The 22,881-nt window shown below is 46.0% G+C and carries 19 protein-coding genes; 13 read left to right on the top strand and 6 right to left on the bottom strand.

The window, feature by feature from the left end; genetic code table 11:
• Nucleotides 1–151 precede the first annotated feature (151 nt).
• The 3 genes from QGP82_RS31560 (at nt 152) to QGP82_RS31550 (ending at nt 5,597) form a co-directional block, all read left to right on the top strand.
• Nucleotides 152–2,566 carry a CHASE2 domain-containing protein gene (locus QGP82_RS31560; RefSeq protein WP_499062006.1) on the top strand — a complete coding sequence of 805 codons (2,415 nt, stop codon included), beginning with the start codon at nt 152–154 and terminating at the stop codon, nt 2,564–2,566.
• Nucleotides 2,567–2,836: 270 nt separating this feature from the next.
• The gene (locus QGP82_RS31555) at nt 2,837–3,181 is read left to right on the top strand and encodes a DUF4870 domain-containing protein (RefSeq protein ID WP_163669746.1); all 345 of its coding nucleotides are present in this window, start codon (nt 2,837–2,839) and stop codon (nt 3,179–3,181) included.
• Between the two features lie 217 nt (nt 3,182–3,398).
• Nucleotides 3,399–5,597 (top strand): hypothetical protein, encoded by a 2,199-nt coding sequence (locus tag QGP82_RS31550; RefSeq protein ID WP_499062005.1) that lies wholly within the window; start codon nt 3,399–3,401, stop codon nt 5,595–5,597.
• Between the two features lie 39 nt (nt 5,598–5,636).
• Here QGP82_RS31550 and QGP82_RS31545 read toward each other — a convergent pair whose 3' ends face one another.
• From QGP82_RS31545 to QGP82_RS31530, 4 genes are all read right to left on the bottom strand, one after another.
• Nucleotides 5,637–5,990, bottom strand: coding sequence for a putative quinol monooxygenase (locus tag QGP82_RS31545; RefSeq protein ID WP_163669743.1), 354 nt, complete (start codon nt 5,988–5,990; stop codon nt 5,637–5,639).
• 99 nt (nt 5,991–6,089) lie between these two features.
• On the bottom strand, nt 6,090–6,695 hold the full coding sequence (coaE, locus tag QGP82_RS31540; RefSeq protein ID WP_163671821.1) for a dephospho-CoA kinase: 606 nt from the start codon (nt 6,693–6,695) through the stop codon (nt 6,090–6,092).
• An 8-nt stretch (nt 6,696–6,703) separates the two neighbouring features.
• Nucleotides 6,704–8,236, bottom strand: a complete 1,533-nt coding sequence (gene cobA, locus QGP82_RS31535) for a uroporphyrinogen-III C-methyltransferase (RefSeq protein ID WP_499062003.1) — start codon at nt 8,234–8,236, stop codon at nt 6,704–6,706.
• Nucleotides 8,237–8,315: 79 nt separating this feature from the next.
• A complete protein-coding gene (locus QGP82_RS31530) occupies nt 8,316–8,867 on the bottom strand; it encodes a universal stress protein (RefSeq protein WP_499062002.1) in 552 nt (183 codons plus the stop codon).
• Between the two features lie 622 nt (nt 8,868–9,489).
• On the opposite strand from QGP82_RS31530, the gene QGP82_RS31525 reads away from it, so the two are divergent.
• Nucleotides 9,490–9,633: a hypothetical protein gene (locus QGP82_RS31525; RefSeq protein WP_163669737.1), complete on the top strand. Its 144-nt coding sequence runs from the start codon at nt 9,490–9,492 to the stop codon at nt 9,631–9,633.
• A gap of 249 nt (nt 9,634–9,882) precedes the next feature.
• On the top strand, nt 9,883–10,884 hold the full coding sequence (locus QGP82_RS31520; RefSeq protein ID WP_499062001.1) for an ABC transporter ATP-binding protein: 1,002 nt from the start codon (nt 9,883–9,885) through the stop codon (nt 10,882–10,884).
• On the opposite strand, the gene QGP82_RS31515 is transcribed toward QGP82_RS31520, so the two are convergent.
• Complete coding sequence (locus tag QGP82_RS31515) at nt 10,841–11,092, bottom strand: hypothetical protein (protein ID WP_499062000.1); 252 nt, start codon at nt 11,090–11,092, stop codon at nt 10,841–10,843. The two genes, QGP82_RS31520 and QGP82_RS31515, sit on opposite strands and share 44 nt — an antisense overlap.
• 163 nt (nt 11,093–11,255) lie before the next feature.
• Here QGP82_RS31515 and QGP82_RS31510 point away from each other — a divergent pair, with 163 nt between their 5' ends.
• The 5 genes from QGP82_RS31510 to QGP82_RS31490 all read left to right on the top strand — a co-directional run bounded on the left by QGP82_RS31510 (nt 11,256) and on the right by QGP82_RS31490 (nt 16,416).
• The gene (locus QGP82_RS31510) at nt 11,256–11,387 is read left to right on the top strand and encodes an element excision factor XisH family protein (protein ID WP_499061999.1); all 132 of its coding nucleotides are present in this window, start codon (nt 11,256–11,258) and stop codon (nt 11,385–11,387) included.
• 128 nt (nt 11,388–11,515) lie between these two features.
• The gene (locus tag QGP82_RS31505; protein ID WP_499061998.1) at nt 11,516–12,097 is read left to right on the top strand and encodes a Uma2 family endonuclease; all 582 of its coding nucleotides are present in this window, start codon (nt 11,516–11,518) and stop codon (nt 12,095–12,097) included.
• Nucleotides 12,098–12,169: 72 nt separating this feature from the next.
• A complete protein-coding gene (locus QGP82_RS31500) occupies nt 12,170–12,943 on the top strand; it encodes an ABC transporter permease (RefSeq protein ID WP_163697995.1) in 774 nt (257 codons plus the stop codon).
• 70 nt (nt 12,944–13,013) lie between these two features.
• Entirely contained in the window at nt 13,014–15,710 is a 2,697-nt protein-coding gene (locus tag QGP82_RS31495) for a hypothetical protein (RefSeq protein ID WP_499061997.1), read from the top strand.
• Between the two features lie 76 nt (nt 15,711–15,786).
• Entirely contained in the window at nt 15,787–16,416 is a 630-nt protein-coding gene (locus tag QGP82_RS31490; protein ID WP_163669705.1) for a LysE family transporter, read from the top strand.
• On the opposite strand, the gene QGP82_RS31485 is transcribed toward QGP82_RS31490, so the two are convergent.
• Nucleotides 16,413–17,873, bottom strand: coding sequence for a glycosyltransferase (locus tag QGP82_RS31485; protein WP_499061996.1), 1,461 nt, complete (start codon nt 17,871–17,873; stop codon nt 16,413–16,415). The two genes, QGP82_RS31490 and QGP82_RS31485, sit on opposite strands and share 4 nt — an antisense overlap.
• 227 nt (nt 17,874–18,100) lie before the next feature.
• On the opposite strand from QGP82_RS31485, the gene QGP82_RS31480 reads away from it, so the two are divergent.
• From QGP82_RS31480 to QGP82_RS31470, 3 genes are all read left to right on the top strand, one after another.
• Complete coding sequence (locus QGP82_RS31480; protein ID WP_499061995.1) at nt 18,101–19,456, top strand: Na+/H+ antiporter NhaC family protein; 1,356 nt, start codon at nt 18,101–18,103, stop codon at nt 19,454–19,456.
• A gap of 113 nt (nt 19,457–19,569) precedes the next feature.
• Nucleotides 19,570–20,538, top strand: a complete 969-nt coding sequence (locus QGP82_RS31475) for a phosphate/phosphite/phosphonate ABC transporter substrate-binding protein (protein WP_499061994.1) — start codon at nt 19,570–19,572, stop codon at nt 20,536–20,538.
• A gap of 76 nt (nt 20,539–20,614) precedes the next feature.
• Nucleotides 20,615–22,858, top strand: a complete 2,244-nt coding sequence (locus QGP82_RS31470) for an ATP-binding protein (protein ID WP_499061993.1) — start codon at nt 20,615–20,617, stop codon at nt 22,856–22,858.
• Nucleotides 22,859–22,881 lie beyond the last annotated feature (23 nt).

The following is a 22,881-nucleotide window of genomic DNA, read 5'->3' as shown; positions in this document are numbered from 1 at the left end:
TACCCTACAATTTGCGCTTGAGTGACCACGATACATTCGCTAATTTGCCTCCTTGCCTGTATGAAAACACATCAGCTACCCTGCTCTGCAATAATGCAAGAGTCGCGCTGATAAAAAGAAGAGAATGCACAGTACTTTTCAGATGACTTAGATGCGATGGATTGCTGCACTGTTAACAACGCCAATTGTGGCTGGTGTCGTCATCGCCATACGCTTTACAGGCGCGCTACAGTTATTAGAGTGGGCGATCTATGACCAATACTTTCAACTACGACCAGTAGACCCCATTGACGAACGAATTCTGCTGGTCACCATTGAGGAGTCTGATATCAGTCGTCTCGGTCAGTGGCCTCTCTCTGACGCCACACTGGCCCAGCTGATTCAAAATCTCAGACAACATCAACCTGCTGTCATCGGTTTAGACCTATATCGCGACCTACCTGTGGAGCCGGGGCATCAAGACTGGGTTGAGGTGATGACGTCTACCTCTAATCTGATTGGTGTCGAGAAAGCCATTGGCCGCACAGTGGCCCCCCCCGCTGAGTTAGAGAGCCAGGGACAGGTGGCCCTGACTGACTTGCTGGTGGATGCGGATGGTAAGTTTCGGCGAGGATTGTTGTCCCATGCCAATGCCGACGATGAGCTCCGACTGGGGCTGGGGGCAGAGCTGGCCGTGCGTTATTTAGCCATGCAGGGAGTTCCCCAGGAAGTGGTGGATGCGGACCAGAAAATTTATCGTTTGGGACAGGCGATCCTCAGGCCATTGCGCGGTAACGCTGGTGGCTACATTCGCACTAACGCTGGTGGTTATCAGATTCTGATTAATTTTCGCGGCCATGCAAACCAATTTCCCCAGATATCTGTAACTGAGGCCCTGAATAATCGTCTAGAGCCAGATTTGGTTCGCGATCGCATCGTACTTGTCGGCGGCATGGCCACCAGTCTCAATGACTTGTTTTATACGCCCTACAGCAGTCGCCTGATCAATACACCAGAAGCGACGGCAGGAATGGTACTCCATGCCAATCTGGCCAGCACTCTAGTGAGTGCAGCCCTGGATGGCCGGGCAGTGCTGCGGGTATGGGCTGATCCCATAGAGGCAGTCTGGATTTTGATCTGGTCTGGGGTGGGAGCCCTGGGATACCAGTGGCTATTGGAATCCAAACGAGATAGTACCCGGAGGTTTACCCGTCTGGCTATTTTGATCACCGCTGTAGTATTGGCAGGGGGTGTTTTGTCAGTCAGTAGCTATCTAACATTTCTCGGTGGCTGGTGGATTCCGGTGGTGCCTCCATTTTTAGCGCTGATTGGGTCTGCAAGTGCGATCGCAGGCTACGAAATCCTCAAATTGCAACACTATCGCACCGAGTTAGCCCAACAAAATCTCAAACTTGAGAAAGACAAAATTCGAGCTGAAGCCGCATCCCAAGCCAAAAGTCAGTTTTTAGCCAAAATGAGCCATGAATTTCGGACACCGCTTAACGCGATCTTAGGCTTTACTCAGCTAATGGGACAAGATCCATCATTAACGACACAACAAAAAAAGTCTTTAGACATTATTAATCTTAGCGGCGAGCATCTCCTCAATTTGATTAACGATATTCTTGAGATTTCTAAAATTGAAGCTAACCGGGTTGTATTACATGAAACCAGCGTAGACCTGCACAGTCTGTTGGATATGCTCAAAGCCATGCTAGAGCCTAAGGCCATGGCTAAGGGGCTAAAACTCTATTTTGAACGAACCCCCAATGTGCCCCAGTTTGTGACGGCGGATGAAGGCAAATTACGACAAGTATTAATTAACCTATTAGATAACTCAATTAAATTTACTGAGGCCGGCACTGTTATTCTGCGCCTTTCAGGTACCATGAGCAAACAGTCTCAACTTCTGTTGCACTTTGCAGTAGAAGACACTGGTCCCGGTATCGCTCAGGAGGAAGTGTCTACTCTGTTTGAGATTTTTACCCAAGGTAAAGTAGGGCGAACTTTTTTAGACGGGGTAGGATTGGGCTTACCCATTAGCCAGCAGCTGGTTAATTTAATGGGAGGAGAAATTACCATTAGTTCCGTTTTAGACCGAGGAACAATATTTAAGTTTGATATTCCAGCCAGCCTAGAACCGTCCCTTCAGCATCAACCTCCCCCTGCCTACCATGTCAGTAGTCTGGCTGCGGATCAAGCACCTTTACGCATATTAATTGCTGATGATGAGCCGATTAGTCGTAAGTTACTCAACAAACTATTGACATCGTTAGGATTTCAGATCCGTGAAGCCACCAATGGTCAAGAAGCCGTTGCTCTCTGGGAAAGTTGGCACCCCCACTTCATCTGGATGGATATGCAAATGCCCGTGATGAATGGCTGCGAAGCCACTCGCCAAATTCGGCAGAAAAGCCAAGAGGCCAATATCTCTTCGCCTACTATTGTGGCACTGACTGCCAGTGCTCTGGCTCAAGATCGAGAAAAAAGCCTGGGGGCTGGTTGCGACGATTTTGTCAGCAAGCCATTTCGCCGCGATGAGCTGTTGGATAAATTGTCCCAATATTTAGGTGTGCGTTATCAATAGACCGTGTACGGGCGGGTCGACATTACCCACCCGTAAAGAAGATTAGACAACCAGCCAGTAGCAACGGGAGCACGACCTTAGAAGGGCTTACCTATTGTAAATAATTGCAACTGCATGTAAATGTGTTGCAATCCTACCGTCTGATCAGGTGTAATTGCCCTGAGATAGTGGGTCCGCTTCATTGACTGTCACCGACTACGGTTTTCCCTAACGGATACCTTGAGACTATCGACTACTATAAAGTCACAGCAAAAAAGAAACGTAAACATCATGGATGCAACCTTTGATAGCGATAAGCGCAAAGTCTTGTCAGCCCTGGCCCATGGCTCCATCTTTCTAAGTCAGCTAATATTTTCAGCTGGCATTCCTGCTGCGCTTTGGATTGTTTCTGATGACCCAGTTGTGAAGGAAAACTCTAAAGAAGCCTTGAACTTCCACCTGAATATCTGGATCTATAGTTTTGTCGTAGGTATTTTGGTATGGATCCTGATTGGCTGGCTGCTTGTCATTCCCCTAATAATTTTTCAGTGGGTTATGCCAGTGCTCGCAATTTTGGGAAGTTTCAGTAACCCTGATAGTGCCTTTAAATACCCATTTATTATTCGCTTTCTGTAAGTCAGCGTAGACATCTCTGCTCAAGCTCTTTACAAATCAGAGCTTGAGCTTGAAATGTTTTTTCGTGTCCGAGTAAATACTGAGACGATTTCATCATTTGTTGACACTTAAAGACTTGACTAATCTCCTGATGGGTCTATGGCCAGGATGAATACTGTAATAAGTAGTCCAACATCTTAGACGGACTGCTTTTTTCGTAACCCATTCGGCAACCCCTGTGAATAAAGATCGCTGGTTTAATTGGACTGAATACGCACTGCTCGTAGGCTCTGGTGCTGGAACAGTTGCCTCCATGGCTACACAACAGGCACTGTTAGCTGCGGCCCCTTTGTCACTACTAGCTGGTTTAGGGTTAATCAGCCGCAGACAGCTACAATCGAGGCTTTCCCAGAGCGAGTCAGTGATGTTGTCGGTCAACAGCACCTTAGATAACCGGTTGCACGATATGCAAGAGCAACTGGAAGATGTGCCCACCCATGAACAGCTTCAGGCCGTGCGGCAGTCAGTCGTTGCTCAGAACCAGCAAGATATTCTGAGTTTATCCCAGTTATTTGAATACACGCGGAACATGTTGCTGGAAAAAATTGAACAGCAAGAAGTTCCAGACTTACAGGAGCTGCACCAGGACATTGGGAAACTGAAGGATCACTGCACCAAGCTAGGGATTAACCTCAAGGATGTCAGGTCTCGCTGTCAGCAACTTGCAGACACCAGCCGCCTTGAAACAGCTGAGTCGATGGTGACAAAGCTCAAGGCTGAGTTGATGCAGTTGCGAGTTCATCTGGAAGTCTTTGGGGCAGATACAAAGAATAATTATTCTGGCCTAAATGACAAGCTTCAATATTTGAAACAGCAGGTGCTACAGCTCACAACTGATGAGCGCCAATCGTTACTCAAAGCCGAGGTGCAGGAGCTGGTTAAAACGGTTTCAGATATGGTCTCTCGGGATGAGTTTTTGGCACTATCAGCTCGATTGCAGGAAATACAGGCTGATAAATCAGCCATGCTGCAGGCAGCTCCCAGCTTTACTAATGAGCCATCAGTCCCGGTAGCGCGATTACAACGGCGGGTTGATTCCTTAGAGCAAGAAATGAGCACAGTAACTAACTCTGTGTTAGAGGCTGTGGCTGAAACATTAGGTCCCTTGCACAATCCAACAGGTGATGTCTTTGCCCAACTGCAAGAGCGTTTAGACGCTACGGATCAGCAAATGAGCACCATCACCGAAACGGTGCTACAGGCGGTGGCTGAAACCCTGGAGCCATTCCAAACATCACTGTCCTCTGCGGCTGAGAGTCAGTGGCTATTCGACTTTGACAATGTGGAAGGTAAGTCAAATAGTCGACGGGCCCTAGAACAACTTTTGGCCAAGGCTCAGAAAAGAGTTGTGTTGGTTTGGCCTTGGGCTGACAGTGTTAACCTTGATGCCGATCTGCTACAGCAACTACGTCAAGTACTCGATCGCAACTGTCGCTTGGATATTGGCTGGTGCCACCAAGGAGAGAATCGTGAGCATCCCTTACTACGCAGCATTAGCCAACGTTGGAGTGAAAGTAACGCTCGCCATCGTCAGCTAAAACATGCCCTTAATCAGTTATTACCCCTCAAGCAAGATTATCCAGATCTGTTTTCTTTTAAGGTTTTGGGTACCACCGAGAACTTTATGGTGTGTGATTCCACCTCTGCCCTGATTGGCATGCAGGCCCTATCTACCCAAACCAGTCTCTTTCCCACCGTAAAGCTTAAACTGCACACGACTGATCTCGGTGTGATTCAGCCCCTGATTCAGCGTTTTGAGAATCCTGTCATTAACGCTGAAGATACCGGTGCTTACTTTAATCGCGGCATTACTCGCTACGATATGCGTGACTTTGCCGGAGCAATTGACGACTTTACCCACGTGATTGCCAGTAGCCCTAGTGCAGCTGCCTATAATTGTCGTGGTGTTGCCTGGATGGAGATGAATGACTATGCCAGAGCTCTTAAGGACTTTGGCGATGCCATTCACTTGAACGCTGGATTGTTTGCCGCTCGCTGTAATCGAGGCGTACTGAGAATAGATATTCGGGACTATGATGGTGCCCTTGATGACCTGGCCGCTGCTTCTGAGCTTTGCCCCCAGAGTGCTATTCCTTACTTTTATCAAGGGCGAATTTTCCAATTTCAGGGAGAGCTCCGCCAGGCGGTGGGAAAATTTGGCTTAGCAATTGAGCGACAGCCTAAGCTGGCACTGCCCTACTGCTACCGGGGCGCGGTTTATCAAAAACAGGGTAAGGTGTTGCAGGCAATTGCTGACTTAGAAACAGCTGCCCGTTTACTGCGGGCCACTGGCGATTGGAATAATCTGAAACAGGTAGTGCGCAAGTTAGCTCGGCTTAAGCAAATACTGCAGATAAATGCGCCAGTGGCAATCTAGCATTATGAACTTTCGGGGCCCTGTTGGGGTTGTCTATGTTTAAGCAACAACGGCATGGGCAAGCTGACCCATTAAGCCAATTTCACTGCAAACTTCGTAGAACTTTACGTCTGGTGGTGCGGCAAATAGACCGGATAGCTCCCTAACAATTTTTTGATAGGTAGGGTTCTGATGGGCATCCATATCTTCGACGTTGTCCCACAAAATTACGGCAATGCCTCTATCGGTGCCTGGCTCTTGGAAAAGATAGGCTCCTTGAAAGCCATCACCATTACCATAGGTGGCAACAGCCTGTTCATAAAGCTGTCGGGCCTCAGAGAAACGACCGGGTTGGAATTCGCCAATGGCAATGTAGGCCTGTTTATGTTTAAGAAAATCGGTAAAGTCGCTCATAGTCATCTCACGGTTCAGTTGTAGGGAACTTCTAGTGTGGAGCAACAGTTATGAGGTGCTGCAAATTTGTGACGTTGGTTTGTGATTCTTAGGGTTGATTTACGGTTTTGTTGATTTGGTAGACAATAGCGCTACATCAACCTGCTGGTAGAGACATTTTCTATCCTTAGAATTATCGAGCACCCAATCAGCCTGGGCGACTTTCTCACTGAGGGGAAGCTGATGGTTAATGCGTGCTGTTGCTGCACTTAGGGAAAGTGAATTACGGGACATCAGTCGCTGTTTTTGTTGTTCAAGGTTACAAACAACTACCCAGACTTCGCTAACTAGATGGGTTAGTTTAGCTTCAAATAACAGTGGAATAGCGTAGACCAGGGTTTGATTAGCAGGATACTCACGACGCACCTGGTTGAATCGCTGGCGGACAAAGGGGTGGATTTGCTGCTCAACCCATTGTTTCTCATCGGGCTGATTAAAAATAATGGTGCCCAGCTGTGGACGATTGAGGGAACCATCAGCGAGCAAAAGGTCATTCCCATAGCGCTGGGCTAAGGTACACAAGATGGGAGAGCCGATGGCCACTGCTTCACGGGCATAAACATCGGCGTCAAGAATAGGCAGGCGGTGGGTGGTGGCAAGATAGTCAGAAACAGTCGTTTTACCGGTGGCGATGCCTCCGGTCAGACCAATGATGCGCTGGTTTATCGATCCATTCATGGGGCATCAGCCCAGGCGACTAGGGCATCGGTCAGACCCTCTAGGGTGTAAGTCGTGGCTTCAATATCTACGCGTCCCAGGTCTTCCAGGCAAGTTTTTGTGGTTTGGGGACCAATAGATGCGATCGCAACCCCTTCCATATATGTTATCCACCCCTCACCAAACTGAGCCATCATTAGCTGTTTAAAATGTCGCACGGTTTTAGAACTGGCAAACGTGACAGCATTAACCAGACCTTGCTGCAGAGCTGTTACGGCCTCAACAGCCATTGTTTCAGGACAGCCCGACTCATAGGCAGCCACCTCTGTGACGATGGCCCCCTGACTGGAGAATTCTTTAACCAGAATATCTCGCCCCCCTGTCTCTACCCTTGGAAACAGAATCTCTAAGCCATCTACAGGCACCGGAAAACTCTCTACCAGATCATCAGCCACATAATTAGCTGGAATGAAATCAGATCTTAACCCCCATTCAGTCAAAATCTTGGCCGTTTTTTTACCCACAACGGCCAGTTTCAGATGGGCCAATTGCCGCAGATCGTACTTGTTCTCTAACAACCGATCTAAAAAGAAATTAACAGCATTGGCAGAGGTTAAAATTAGCCAGTCAAACCGCTGTAAGTTTCCCAATGCCTGATCTAATGCAGTCCAGTTGGATGGTGGTCGAATTTCTAACGCAGGCATATCAATCACCGTGGCACCTTGGTGATTGAGCATTTGAGTAAACGCGCTGGATTGTCCCACAGCACGAGTCACGAGAATTATCTTGTCATCTAGGGACAGCTTGTCCTGGGATAGATTGTTAGTCGTCATTGGCGGATGCAAAAACTCTCGCAAGCGTACCACCTCACCGATGACAATAATGCAGGGCGATAGCCGTTCACCCTTTGTAAGCTGGGTAATGTTGAGCAAGGTCCCCTGCCAACATCGCTGTTGCGGCTGACTAGCCCATTGAATGATGGCGATGGGGGTATCACCATGGCGTTCGTGGATTTGCAGCTGATAGCAAATTTCCCCCAGATGTCGCCCACCCATTAGAAAAACCAAGGTTTCTAAATTGGCCACCTTAGCCCAGTCAAGGGCTTGCAGGTCATGGGCGGTAAAAACACCAAACCCATGGCTGAGAGCTGGATCGGTCAATGGAATGGCATTTAGCAGAGGAGCTGCTAGCGCCGATGATACCCCAGGAATCACCTCAAAATTGCAGCTGGCGCTTTTAAGGGCCTGAATTTCTGCAGCTGCACGGCCAAAGATAAACGGGTCACCACTTTTGAGCCTCACCACCTGTTTCCCCTGTTGACAGTGGGTGACCAGTAACTGATTGATCTTAGTCTGGGGTGTACTAGGCTGACCGCCGCGTTTGCCCACATGGATGGTTTCGCATACAGGAGATAGCTGCAACAAGAGTCGCCTATCCACCAAGGCATCGTAAATTAAACAGTCCGCTTGCCGCAGTACCTGTTGTCCCCGCACAGTCAGGTAGTCGATATTGCCTGGCCCTGCGCCCAAGAGATAAACCTTGCCGCTCACGTTTGATCGCCCCCTCTTAATAGCCCTCTCTTAATAGCCCCCCTTTCAGATATCTTGCTGGCGTTTTACCCATCGATGCCTATGTATTTTTTGGTGTAATACTAGGCGTGGCAATGCTTGGAGTCCCCTTAGCACTATGCCCCATAGCTTGTTGACCAATGCCTTGGACCGTTAGCACTGAACAAGGGGCATGGTGCATAACATAGTTGCTGACGCTACCCAGTAACAACTCACTAAAGCCAGTGCGACCGCGGCGACCCATGATAATCAGGTCAGCCTGCCAACGGGTTGCGACCTCGCATAGGGCCGTACCAGCGGTACCCAGCGGGCAATCGTATTCTGCCTTCAGACCCTGGCGATGGACAAACTCCGTTTGCGATCGCAGCCAGTGTTCAATTTCCTGTTTGCGCTGTTGCCAGCTAACTATATGACTTTGATATAACTCGCTGGTCCAAACACCCTGCATGCCTTCCATACTTAAATAGATAGGTTCGGGATAGCCAACATCCATAGGTGGAATGACCGTAACAAGGTTTAGTCGAGCGTTGGCCTTGGCTAAAGCAATAGCTTCTTCCAGGACGTTACGGCTACTGGTACTGCCCTCTAAAGCTACTAAAATTCGTTGAAACATAGCGACTATTCTCCTATACACGGACGGCGTGGGGGTAAACAATCGTGCCTTTATTATCGATTACTTATTACTCAAAGATTCTAAAAAATTCTGTAGTTACTAAAAAAACTATCAATTGAGAAATATTAAGTTTTTAAAGATCGTTTATGCCCTTAGACAGCGACAATGCTTGGGCAAAACATAGGATATAGCATCCTTTAGATTAAATAAAAATATAATCAACATAAAGGATAGATTGCATCCATCAAAATAGCTCTCAAGAGTTGTAACCACCAAGATTTCTAACTGTTAATTCTATCAATACCGACTATGGAACTTGCTATCAATGCTTGATAAGTAATATGAACAATGCTTTCAAGTCTTTGCTTACCGTTGTTTAACGTGGAGCTGGAACCCTAAAATACAAACAGTTCAAATGGTCAAGAAATTATAGTAAAAGAGTTCCATTGCTCTAGATTACTATTCCTTAAAACTGATCTTTTGCAACTCTCGTTTCCTTGTTTAGCCACAATTAGTGATACCCCAAACTTCAGGTTGCTGAATTAACTAAAAGCTAATGACTTGATTTGAGGTATCTACATATTTCCCACCCCAGTTAATACTCATTGAGAGGTTAGGAATCATGCATGTTCTTCGTTGGTTAGCGACTAGTTTTGACTATATTTTTGGCGCAGCTATTCGTATTTTCGGTCCAAATGATGATGCCTATCCAACTATTGGTGTGCAGCCCTATGAAGGCGACCCCTATTCTTCTGGTTGGATCTAACTAATCGGTTGCTGTTACCCAGCTCATTACGTCAAGCTCATCGAGAATCGATATGCTCCTCTAGGGCTCTGGTATTACTGCCAGAGCTTTTTCATTAGTGTTCAGCATGGGCTAATGCAGGTGTGACCTAATTTCCTAAGCGCTGCAACGGTGTACTGTTCGCGTTACGATAAGGTTGTCGATTAAAAAATCTTAAATATTCATGGGTTGGCAATGCTGACGGCAAACAAGTGGATGGAGTAACGCTTAATGACGCTTTCTTTGCCTATGGGTTTAATGGGGCCTCAGTTCGAGTTAGATAGCCGCGTAACCCTAGATGTTCAACACCTGAAGAAATCCTATGGTCGCGGTAAGCGAAGATTTGAGGCAGTGCGGGATGTCTCGCTGCGCATCTGTGCCGGTGAGGTGCTGGCGTTTTTAGGGCCCAACGGTGCTGGCAAAACAACGACCATCAAGATGATTGGCGGTCTGGTGCGACCTGACGCTGGGCAGGTCAGCATTGATGGTTTAGATCCCCATCGTCAGTCAGCCGCACTTAAACACGTTGGGGCCGTTTTAGAAGGTAATCGTAATCTTTACTGGCGGTTAACACCTTTAGAAAATATTGAGTACTTTGGTGGTTTACGGCAGGTACCTCGGCGTTTGGCACGACAGCGCGGTGAACAACTGTTGGAACAGTTTGGTCTCATCGAAAAACGTAAAACACCTGTGCAAAAACTGTCGCGAGGGATGCAACAAAAACTTGCGATCGCAGTTGCCTTAGTACATCAGCCTACACTGTTATTGTTAGATGAACCCACACTGGGACTGGATGTGGAAGCTAGTGAAACTGTGAAAACCCTAGTGCGAGACATTGCGGCAGCGGGTTGCGCTATCTTACTGACTACCCATCAGTTAGATGTGGCTGAGGAACTTTCACATCGGGTTGCCATTATTCGTCAAGGCCAAATTATTACAGAGCAACCCACACTCTCCCTAATTCAACAATTTTCTGGAACAACCTATCGTATTGACTGTGGCCAACCCATTGATGTTGGGCGCACCCAGAAAATTGTGCACCTTGGCGGTACTGTGCATGATAATCAGGTGCATTTTCCAGGCGAGGCCCTCTATGAATTACTAGATATTCTTCGGCCTTTACCCATTAGAGAGATTCGGCAAGATCGGGCTGATTTGACCGATGTATTTCTGTCGTTGATTCGTGATGCTAACGATAATCGCGATGAACAAGGGTTGCTAACAGACCAATGACGAGCACGCTAACCATTGGGGATGATTCGGGTATATCTTGAGCGCTGTTGCTGTGATCAATTAAGCGGCCATAGCCATCACCCCCAACCCCGTCATTAGCCGCATCAATGCTGTAGGGCCAACCCTGGTGGAAGGTACCCGCACAGGCAGCATGGACAACTACCAAACTGCTTAGGGTACAACCAATGAGCAACAAAAATGGTTTCATAGGCGATCGCCAGTATTCATGTTTAACCCTGATGTCAGTGCTATGGTGCAGATATGATCACGCATTCCAAACGCTGCACGGTCTTAATGCTACTGATGGTTGGCGATAGCGCTCCCGCAGAATTACCGACTTACCCTACAAAATAAGGACTTTAAATAAGTATATGCCTGTAAAAGACTTCTACAATGATGTTATGCGCAACAGCCTAATGAGAGATGGTTGGATGATTGCTTACGCTCCCTTTCGTTTGCCGGTCGGTAGTTTAGCTAGTTTTTTTGAACAGAGAAAGGGTTAGGATTTAATAGACTGTGAACTCAATCGGTAATCGCTATAATTTCATCAGGCTTGTGATTCAAATTAAGGTTAGCCCCTTGGTTTGCCCGTAGGCCACAATGGAGCGGTTTTATCTGAGACAACATTGCCATGGTAGCCATCAAGCAGTCTAATTATTTGTCACCAGAAGACTATCTTGAGGCAGAGAAATCAAGCCTGGTTAAACATGAATACCATGATGGTGATGTTTATGCGATGGCGGGTGCCAGCGATGAGCATGTCACCATTGGAATTAATATTACGTCCTTACTGCGAAGTGCTTTGCGAGGTAGCAACTGTCGTACCTATGGATCTGATATGAAAGTTCAGATCGATGCGGTCAATCACTATTATTATCCTGATGTGATGGTGAGCTGCGATCAGCGTGATCGAGAGTTTAAATACTTTAAAAAATATCCAACTCTAATTATTGAAGTTCTTTCAGAGAGCACTGAGGCTAAGGATCGGGGTAAAAAATTTGAGCATTACCGACATCTGGAAACATTGCGAGAGTATGTTTTGGTAAGTCAAGCCCAGAAACAGGTTGAAGTGTTTCGGAAAAATGAGTCAGGATTATGGGTGTTGCATCCGTTTGGTAAGGATGATGAGGTTAAACTGATGAGTGTAGATATAAGGTTTTCCATGGCATCTCTATACGAAGATGTTGAATTTGTAGCCACTTTCAATGATTGATTTTGCGTCATATTATGGAGGCGAGTGGGATTATCAGGAAAATATAGACAACCTGTCCCATCTAGATTTTGCATGTTTAACCTACTTATCGGCGAGCTGAAAAGAACGTGGATTCAATTCATTCGTTACCCCAGTGAGATCATTGGCGGGATAATTATTATCACCACCGTTTTTTACGGTCTGTTTGTGAGTGCACAATACATGGCTGGTCCGGCGATCAACTTTGGTGATCGTCTAGATTCTGTCGTGGTGGGCTATGTGCTGTGGACGCTGGCGCTATATATCGTCAATGACATTGCGTTTAATATTCAGGCTGAGGCTCAGACCGGGACTCTAGAGCAGATTTTTCTGTCACCCTTTGCGGCCCCGACAATCTTTTTTGCACGTGCGATCGCAAGTCTAGCCCTACGAATGACCATCATTGTCCTCATCCTGTTTATCCTGATGAGCATTACCGGCAGCCAACTATCGTTTCCGTTAGGACTAGTTTTTCCATTGCTCACACTGTTGATGGCAGCCTACGGTCTTGCTTTTGTTATGGGGTCCTGCGCATTGGTTTTTAAGCGTGTGCAACAGATTTTGCCAATCTTTCAGTTTGCTTTATTGTTCCTCCTGGCAGCCCCCACTGAAGAATGGAGCGGTCGTGCTCGGATAGTTGCAAATTTCTTGCCGATGTTGCCAAGCACAGGGTTACTGCGTGATCTGATGGCTCGTGGAGAAGGATTGGATATATCTTTGCTTGGTATTGCCCTAATTAATGGTGCGGCCTATTTTGGGATTGGTTTACTGGTGTTTGGCTGGGCTGAGCGCCAGGCAAAACGCAAGGGAATTTTGGGCGGATATTAGAAGTTTCCGATAGCGCTAGCTCAAAGAAGATGTGCCATTATTGGGGTAGATTCTCAATAGAGCTAGAGTTATGAAGCTTGCGAGTGTGATAGTGTTACTTGTCTTATCGATAGCTCAATCTGCCCGTGCAGAGCTATTGTTTGATCGAGGATTACCTTTCAAGCACATTAACAATGAGGCTGGAGAAGGGCGTAGTAATGTCCGTTGGGCCGCAGGCTTTGATAATCAAAATTTTTATGGTGACGACTTTTCCATTGGTGAACTTGGAGAATGCTATCGTATTGATCATATTCGCACATGGGTAGTGCTGGGCTATCGAGAAGACGATCTCCCGGCTGAACCCGGTGAAGTGGGTGACTGGTTTAGTGAGGTGAGATTGCTGGGTGGCTTGCCAGCTGCTGAACCTTTGTCAGTACTAGCTTTGGGAGAGCTAACCAAAGGTTCAAGTGTGATCAATAATTCCAATATTGAGCTGAGCCGAGTTACCTATCCCAATGCTACAGGCTCGAATTACCATAATTTTGGTCGAGATATCACTGTTTGGCAGCTTGATTTTTATGATTTGAACTGGGTTGTTGAAGGCGGTAGACGCTATAACTTTTCAGTACAAGGCATGGGACGTCCGCTAGAAAAGCGAGATTATCTGCATGGATGGTACAACCATGCTACTAGTGCTCAGTACAGAGTTTCACCCCAGCAGGGTGCCGACAATCTGATGCTGGTTTTTAGCAATGAAGGTGAATTTGTTCGTGTTGCAGAGGCTGAAGAAAATTGGGATAAACCGTCGGATATTAATATTCAAATCTTCGGTGAGCAGCTGGCAAATAGTGGCTCACTAGCTGTAGATACTCCCAATGCTCTGATAGAGATTACGAATAATCTGTATCAGGCAGAATTAATCTCAGAGCGATATCATCAATGGCTACTGATTGAGATTGAGCAGGGAGTGACCGATCGTAAATCCAGGCTCTTGGCAGCAGTCGCTGGACATGCATTAGAAGAAAATAGTGGCAGCTATTTGCCTGAACAGTATGTAGATGTAGAGCTTTCAACTGAGGATTCCGCGCTAGCAGCAAGTATTCTATCTCGTCTACCAAGTTTCTTGATGGAATTTATCACTGAGTTTGAAGAGACTTATGGAGTATCGACAACAGATGGGTTGTCCGCTGAAAAGAAGGAAGTCTTTTTTCGAGAACTTGAAGCGGCACATGGCTTAAATGGTGAAGACTTTGAAGCACTTATAGTCGAGAGTGTTCAGGGAGTTTTTACTGAATCTTTTGGAGAGCATCACGGTGTGGGGATAACTAATCTTGGAGACGTAGAAGAACAACTTAGCCAGCGCTTGGCAGAACTTGATAGTACCGGCATTCTAGATAGATCTGTATATGATCATTTACAAAATAAGCTCTCAAACTACGAAATTCTATCCACATTTGAACTGTATGAGAGGGCTCTAGACTTAACAATTACTCTAGAAAATCTTCGGCCACCTTACATCAATGAACGATTAGACTCACTGCAGCAAGCAACTATTCTTTTACCTGAGTCTCAAACAAATCTTTTGGCTGCATTAGAAACAGAACAAATCACTAGTGAGATTGAGTTCTTTAACTATATCGACCAAGCAACTCTGTTGAATATGGATGAATACCCTGCCCATCCTCAGCTGTATTTGCCGCGAGTCTATGAGGATGTTGCCCAAATGCTGAACGGGGTAGATATCCTAGAGAACGATTTCGGTACCTTTCAAGTAGTAGACGCAGTTGAAGGAGCCAGCTACTTTAGTGGGTCTGGCCCTTTTATTGCCCATGGGACTTTGGTTTCAGTGGACGGCGAAGACATTAAAGAGGAACTAGATGACGTGGTACCGTTGTGGGCCGACGATTGCCGATTTCACTGCGAGCTAGCGATCTCAGCTAAGTTTAGCAATCGTACCTATCAACAGGCTGGTGTGTATGCTCTGCTCGAAGAGATAAAAGGTGACTATGATATCTACTTTGAAGAATTGTCTGCCTTCTTTAATCAGGTTTTACGTGATCAAAACTCTCCCTATCGCCTCTATACGATTGGTCCATCATTCGACCCAAGGGTATTTACAGATGTAAGAACGCTTGAGTCTAATGACAATCGGCTAGGATTTATTGCTCTCACCGAAGACCAAAAAGCGAATTTCTTTGACAGAAACCACATTGCCTTTAGCGACAGTAGTTTATACAGTGAGCAACCTGGTTTACGTAGTGAAGTCGTTGGCAAAATAGTAGACTCGCTAGAAACAACTGGTGTTCTAAGCCATTTGAATGATGAACAAATCGCGCTTGGTAAAGGCCGTCTGGCTCAAAACTATGTTACGCACAGTGGTCAAATTCTCAGTGTGTTTGATGATGTGATTTACAACATTTTTAGTCTGTCGGGTGAAGGTGATGGGCTATATCAAGAACTAACGCTAGCCTTAGCAGACATCTCACGCGGAGCGTTTCAGCCTTCTAATTTTGAGCTTGTCTATGATGAGGTGTCTCAAACTGAACGGTATTCATTTGATGTGAATGGTAATCGCTATAGCAAATCCTTCCAGGCAGATAATGAATGGGCGTCAATTTCGGACATCGTTTTATTTGTCGCAACGACTACTGCTAGGGAAAATTTAGAGGGAAGGTTCTATCAGTTGAAAGACCAATACGATACCCTCTCTGGATATATATTTTTATCAGATGCCCAGTACGAGGCCCTAAATGACTTCGGGGTCTTTGATATACAATCTATTGACTAGGCAGTTGGTGTTGATTTACTCTGCAAACGCAGTTGCTCTGGCCTAAGCTATATCTGATGAGATTTAGGCTAGACTTATGACATTTTGGGCTGGATGGTTAACGGTATTTATTATGGGTTTGGTGGCTGTTATCACCCCTGGACCCGATTTTGCGCTGACATTGCGGAGTAGTCTAGCCTATTCGCGACGGGCAGGTGTATACACGGCTGTGGGTATTGGTTTGGGGAATACCATTCACGCCACATACTGTTTAATTGGCATTGGCGCACTGATTTCCCAATCCATTTTGTTATTCAATGGGCTCAAGCTGCTGGGGGCTGGGTATCTAATTTACCTGGGCATCAAATCTCTACAGGCCAAACCTGTCAGAACCGAATCTCTACAAGATAATCGACGGATTGTCAGTGCATTTGCTGCTTTTCGATTGGGGTTGTTTGGCAATTTACTAAACCCCAAAGCTACACTGTTTTTCTTAGCCCTATTCACTCAAATTGTGCAGCCAGAAACACCATTCGCAGCTCAGGCTCTTTATGGTGGCACCGTGGCATTACAATCCCTTGTTTGGTTCTCTTTACTAGCATTATTAATTTCTCAGCGATGGGTAAAACAGCTGTTAATGGATGTATCTCACTGGTTAGAGCGGGTAACGGGAGCGTTATTAATTTTGTTAGGGCTACGGCTGGCGGTGACTAAGCTTAGCGACTAACGAGTTTGAAACACGCTCAGGCTGAATGTGTAGACATAGCCTGTCAGGAATAGCACCAAGAAAGGAAGTGAGAAGTAGTGGTGATTGGTGAATGCGATCGCAATCGTCAGCACCAAATACACGATCATCGCCAGCTCTAAATAGGGCACCCAATTTTTAGCCGCTCGATACTTCTTGTCGATCCAGCTTTCCTTTTTGCCAATCACACCATGCTTGGGTGTGCGGATAAAATCCCTATTGTTACGCAACAGACCATCACACACAGCCAGGGACTGATTGATGCTAAGGCCAATGCCTACGCCCATTAGTAAAAACAGGTTCCGTAATATATCCCAGGAAAACAGTTTTTTCCTGGGCTGTTGTAAGGAGATTAAATAAAAGCTGACTAAGCTAATGCAGGTTACTAAAGACAGTGGTACGTAGAAGAATATGGCATACTGCCAACGGTAAGGCATAACATAGAGCTGATATGGCAAAGAGAGTAGAAGCATCAGCAACATCAACAGATAGTTGAAGTTGTTGGTCAAATGAAAGAAGGCCTCCCATTTAATATGGGCCGGGAAGTCAGCCCGTAAAAGAGACGGCAATAGCAGCTTTGCCACCTGGCTAGATCCCTTAGCCCAGCGAAACTGCTGGGATTTAAATGAATTCATCTCCATGGGTAACTCTGCAGGTACCCTGATATCTGGTAAGTAGATACACCGCCACCCTTGCATTTGAGCTCGATAAGACAGATCTAAATCTTCGGTAACCGTAGAATGTTGCCAACCGCCTGCATCTCTAATGGCATTGATCCGCCAAGTGCCAGCGGTGCCATTAAAGTTAAAAAAACAGCCTGTGCGGCTGCGAGAGGTTTGCTCGGCTACAAAGTGTCCGTCTAACATCAGCGCCTGTAATTCCGTTAGCTGAGAATAGCCACGGTTTAGATGCCCCCAGCGAGCCTGCACCATGCCCACCTGGGGGGCTGAAAAATAGTGCACCATTTTGAGCAATGTGTCTGGTGGTGGAACAAAGTCAGCGTCAAAAATGGCGACAAGTTCCCCCTTTGCCAGGTTTAAACCATGGGCTAGGGCTCCTGCTTTAAAGCCTTGCCGCTGCTGGCGATGGATATGATGAATATCCAGATTCTGTTGTCTGAGCTGCTCTATCTGTTGCTGACAGACCTCTTGAGTTTCATCCGTTGAGTCGTCAAGCACCTGGATTTCTAATTTGTCGATCGGATAGTTCAGCTCACCAACAGCTTTTAGTAGTCGCTCTACCACATACATTTCATTAAAGATGGGCAGTTGGACGGTGACTTTTGGTAGCGTGGCGTCGGTGTAATACTGCTGCGGCTGCGATGCTTGATGTCGATAATGGTAGAACCGCCAGATAATTAGTAGCCTGTGGAAGCTATAAAGGGCAATGATGCATAGGATTAAGTCATAGGCATTGGTGACAATGTCAGACAGGCTCATGTATTTAATACTGATGTTGTTAGGCGGGCTAAGCTGCCAGCAGAGGCATTATAGTCAACGAAATTATGAATAGGCTGGGAAAAAGCTTAGCGGTTGCTGATTTAAGGCAATAAATCTATCTAAAAATTCTCCGATTGCGCAAAAAATCCATTAGGGCCTGGCAAAGCTGAGAACTGTCAGACGCATAATGGATGGGATGGGTAAATCAACCAATATTGGATGCCTCTATGGATATTGTATTTGGCTTGTTAGCTGCATTTGCATTGCTGTTGATCAGTGCACTACAGGGAATAGCGCTAGTGTGGCCATTGGCGGGTGCGATCGCACTATTCATCCTTATCCACCTACATCGCGGCTATGGGCTACTGACACTCCTACGTTTCTGTTGGCAAGGAGCTAGACAGTCCTGGCCTGTGTTTAGCATTTTGCTACTCATTGGTGCCCTCATGAGTAGTTGGCTCGCTGGGGGTACCGTACCAGCCCTTGTTTACTACGGCACCCAGCTGATTGCCCCCCACTACTTTGTACTGTCGGCCTTTATCTTGACCGCATTAGTATCCACCTTACTTGGCACCTCCTTTGGGGCTGCTGGCACCATTGGTTTAGCCTTGATGATCATGGCCCGCAGCAGCGGTATGCCCCAGCTTAATTTGGTGGCTGGGGCCATTATTGCCGGAGCTTATGTGGGTGATCGGTGTTCTCCGCTTTCCTCCAGTGCCCATTTGATCGCAACAGTTACTGACACACGCATTTACCAGAATCTGAAACAAATGCTGTTAACGTCTCTGCTGCCCCTATCACTAACGTTACTGACCTATGGCATATTTTCCTGGTTCTATCCATTAGAAATCTCTCAACAGTCCGACATTAGTCGACAAATTGCAGCTACGTTTGATCTCCATGGTGTAACATTTGTTCCGGCGTTACTGGTGTTGGCACTGGCAGCGATACGCGTGAATGTAAAACTTACGATCAGTCTAGGTTGGGGCGTGGCCGTTATCTTAGCGATCGGTCTGCAACACTATTCTCTTACAGATATTCTCCGCTTTACCCTATGGGGTTTTCGACTGGAATCTAGTTCCGAACTAGATACTATTTTGTTGGGCGGCGGTTTATGGCCCATGCTAAAAGTTTGTGCTGTTGTTTTATTGTCAACCGCCCTATCAGGACTCTTGAGCAATACCCATAGCCTGGACCGTGTAGGACGTTGGTTACGCATAGCGCAACAACAGCGTACTCTCTTTGCGGGCACAACCTTAATTAGCCTGCTTTCAGGAGCCTTTGGCTGCACCCAAACCATTACTATTTTACTTACCCATCAGCTGGTATCGCGTCAATATAAACAACAGGGCCATAACGCCCAGCAAGTAGCCATTGATCTAGAGAACACAGCCGTTGTGCTGGCACCCATGATTCCCTGGAACATTGCGGGGTTAGTCCCCGCCACATTACTGATGGCTGGTCCGGGCTTCATTCCGTTTGCGGTGTATCTCTACCTCGTTCCCCTCTGTAACTGGCTCTGGCCTGCTCGCCTAGGGTCTGTACCTGTGCTACTACCGTTCAAAAATAAGTCCTGGCCTTAATCGCATCCTCCCTGTTAGTTTGCAAAACGCCGGAGGCACTATTAATAATAGGGCAGCTTGATTTATTACTCAGTTTGTTGCCGACCTCTGTCGTTCGTATTCATTTCCAACCCATGCGCTTTACCCTCTCCAGGTGTATTCGTTTGCAGGTAGTGCCTTTAGTTTTACTGAGCTTGGGAATAGCTTGCGGTGTGCCTGTGCTTGATTCCACAGATGTGGAGATTACGGATACCCAACCAACACAAAATGCTGCTCCTGTAACCGGAGACCCCGTATACTTTGGAGTATTAGCCATTGACAGTGCGGTCTCTGTAAACGAGCGCTACGGCCCCCTGCTCAATTATCTATCAACTGAGATTGGTCGACCTGTTGAGCTAGTTATCTTATCTCAAGAAAGTCAGTTCACTAAGGTTGCAGAAGAAGCATTAGATTTCACTACGAATAATCCCTTGGCTGCCGTACAGATTCAGCGACTTTATGACACTGAGTTCTTGGTGACCCACACTCGCCCTAAAACCGGTGCTCAGTTTAGCGGTCTGATTGTCGTCAATGCTGATAGTGATATTACATCTATCCAAGACCTGAAAGGCCGAAAAGCAGCCTGTGTTAATTTTCAAACAGCAGCAGCAGGATGTACCTTTCAGATTTATCACCTGTTGCAAAACGGCTTTGACCCTTACAAAGATTTCAGTAGTTTTGTCGAAAATAAATCTCAAGATAACATTGTCTTGGCATTACTGAATAACACCATCGATGTAGGGTTTATTCGTACAGGACAGCTTGAGAAAATGGTTAAAAAAGGCCTACTAACTAGCCAAGATGAAGTCCGCATTATTGACGTGGTAGAGGATGATTTCTTTTATTCCCACACCACAGACCTGTATCCTGAATGGCCTATTGCTAAATTACCAGATACCGACCCTCAACTCGTTGAACAGGTGCAGTCAGCACTCATAAGTATACCGAGCGATCATCCCGCCCTAGAATCTCTACGAGTAGAAGGATTTGTGCCAGCTGTCGACTATAGCCGTCTCGATAACTTGATTGAAACCCTACAGCTAAAAAGCTGGGATGCAAATTAAGGAAGAATACCTTTGTTAAGAGACCTGCTGTCTGAAATTTTAAGATCCCTATGGACTGGTTTTAGAGCTGCAAGCCATGAAAAATCTTCGAAAGTTTTTGGTGCTTAAATTTCAGAATAGTGTGGCATTGCGCTATTTGACAATTGCTAGCTCGTTTGTGTTAGCAGTGCAATTGGTGTTTAGTCTATTACAAATCTCTCGTAACCAAACACAGCAGATGACTAATCTGCGTACTCAAGTTGAAAGCAGAGCTGACTTTTTGCGTGGTGTTGCTCCAGAAGCAGTTTTTGACCTTGACTTTCTATACTTGGAAACAATGATGCAACAGGCAACTGAAGACAGTGACATTGTTTACAGTGTAATAATTAGTCATGATGGGGAGTTATTGACCCAGTATCTCAATCGTGAACAACCTTTAATCAAACTTGTTGCTTCAGAGTCTGAGACTCAGTCTGATGATTTATTAGGGTTGTTGGTAAAGGTTGATCAATTACCCTATGTGCATCAGGTGCAATTACCGATTGAGTCTTTTGGTAAGCCCTTGGGGCAGATTCGATTAGGGTACTCCACCCAACGAGTGCGCTCAGAAAGTGTTAAAGCTGCCTTAGAAAGTATTATAAGGGCCTTATTAGTAAGTTTCTTACTAGCGCTGCTGACGATTGCCCTATTTAATCGTCAGGTCTATAAGCCTTTGACATCATTGAGGAAATTTGCCCAGGGGTTTGAAGAGGGAAACCTTGATCAACGAATTGAAATTGGCTGTCCAGATGAGATTGGCCAAGTGGGCAATGCCCTGAATCGAATGGCGGATCAGCTACAGGAAAATTGGGTGAAGTTGGCTGAAGCTTTAGATCAGTCAATTGCAGCTAATAGAGCAAAAAGTGAGTTTTTGGCCAGTATGAGTCATGAGTTGAGAACACCACTAAATGCTATTTTAGGCTTTAGTGAGCTGATGGCTCGAGAGAAAGATGTAACCCCTAATCAAAAACGAACACTAGACACTATTAACCGCAGTGGCGAACATTTACTTTCGCTGATTAATGATGTTCTGGAAATGGCAAAAATTGAAGCAGGACAGACTTTAATTGAGCCGGTGGCGTTTGATTTGCATCACTTTTTGCAGACGCTCCACGACATGCTCAGTATACGAGCTAAAGCCCAAAATTTACATTTTGTCTTTGATTATCCATCTGATCTTCCTCGGTACGTTAAAGCGGATGAGCGCAAGTTACGTCAGGTGTTACTAAATTTGTTGAGTAATGCCGTCAAATTCACTAAAGAAGGGAGCGTGAAACTTCAAGTTAAGACTTTGCCAGATTCCTCACAGGCTCAATCTTATCGATTTAAGTTTGCAGTTGAAGACACTGGACTTGGTATTTCGGAGGAAAATTTGACCGTAATCTTTGAGCCATTTGAGCAGACAGAAGTAGGTCGCAATAGTCAACAAGGCACTGGCTTAGGTTTAGCCATTAGTCGCCGTTATGTGCGCCTTATGGGAGGGGATCTAACCGTATCAAGCCAGTTAGGGCAAGGGTCAACGTTTCAATTTTCGGTGCCAATGCAAATGGTAGAAGCCATTGATGTTAAGGTAGCATCCGCAGAAGTAAAGCATGTTGTCGGGCTAGCACCAGATCAAGACACCTGCCGTCTTTTAATTGTGGAAGACGTTGAGGAAAATCAGCAATTGTTAACCAGAGTGCTAGAACTGGTCGGTTTTGAAGTGCAGGTCGCTACCAATGGCATGGAAGGAGTTGAATGTTGGAAAGAGTGGCAGCCTCACTTGATTTGGATGGATATGCGAATGCCTGTGATGGATGGTCTTGAGGCCACCCGCCATATTCGAGACCTTGAAAAAAATCAACCATCAGGGAAAAAACATTCAACAATTATTATTGCATTGACAGCATTTGCCTTTGAGGACCATCGCACAATGGCTCTAGAGGCTGGTTGTGATGACTATGTGCGAAAGCCTTTTCGCGAACAAAACCTGTTCGAAAAGCTTGAGCAGCATTTAGGTGTTCGTTATCTCTACGAAGGGGATGAGCCTGATAAATCAGAGGAATCTGTGAACGTTAATTCTACAAGTGTTGCAGTTAATGAGCCCATTGATAAACAAATAGCTGCAATGCCCCGAGATTGGTTGATAAAACTGCATGAAGCTTCTATACAACTTGATCGTGAAGCTGTGTCCCAGTTATTGCAGCAGGTTGTGGATGACCACGGTGCATTAGTAAATGAGTTACAAACCTGGGTGAATAGTTTCAGATTTGACAAGATTACTGATTATACAGCTGACATTTTAGAAGTTCACCATGGTTGATCAATTGTCGTGTTAAATGAATT

The organism is Leptothoe sp. LEGE 181152 (assembly GCF_032906605.1).
GTDB classification, from domain to species: domain Bacteria; phylum Cyanobacteriota; class Cyanobacteriia; order Phormidesmidales; family Phormidesmidaceae; genus Leptothoe; species Leptothoe turfae.
Note: the sequence above shows the minus strand (reverse complement) of the source record. Positions and strands in the feature narration are given on the sequence as shown.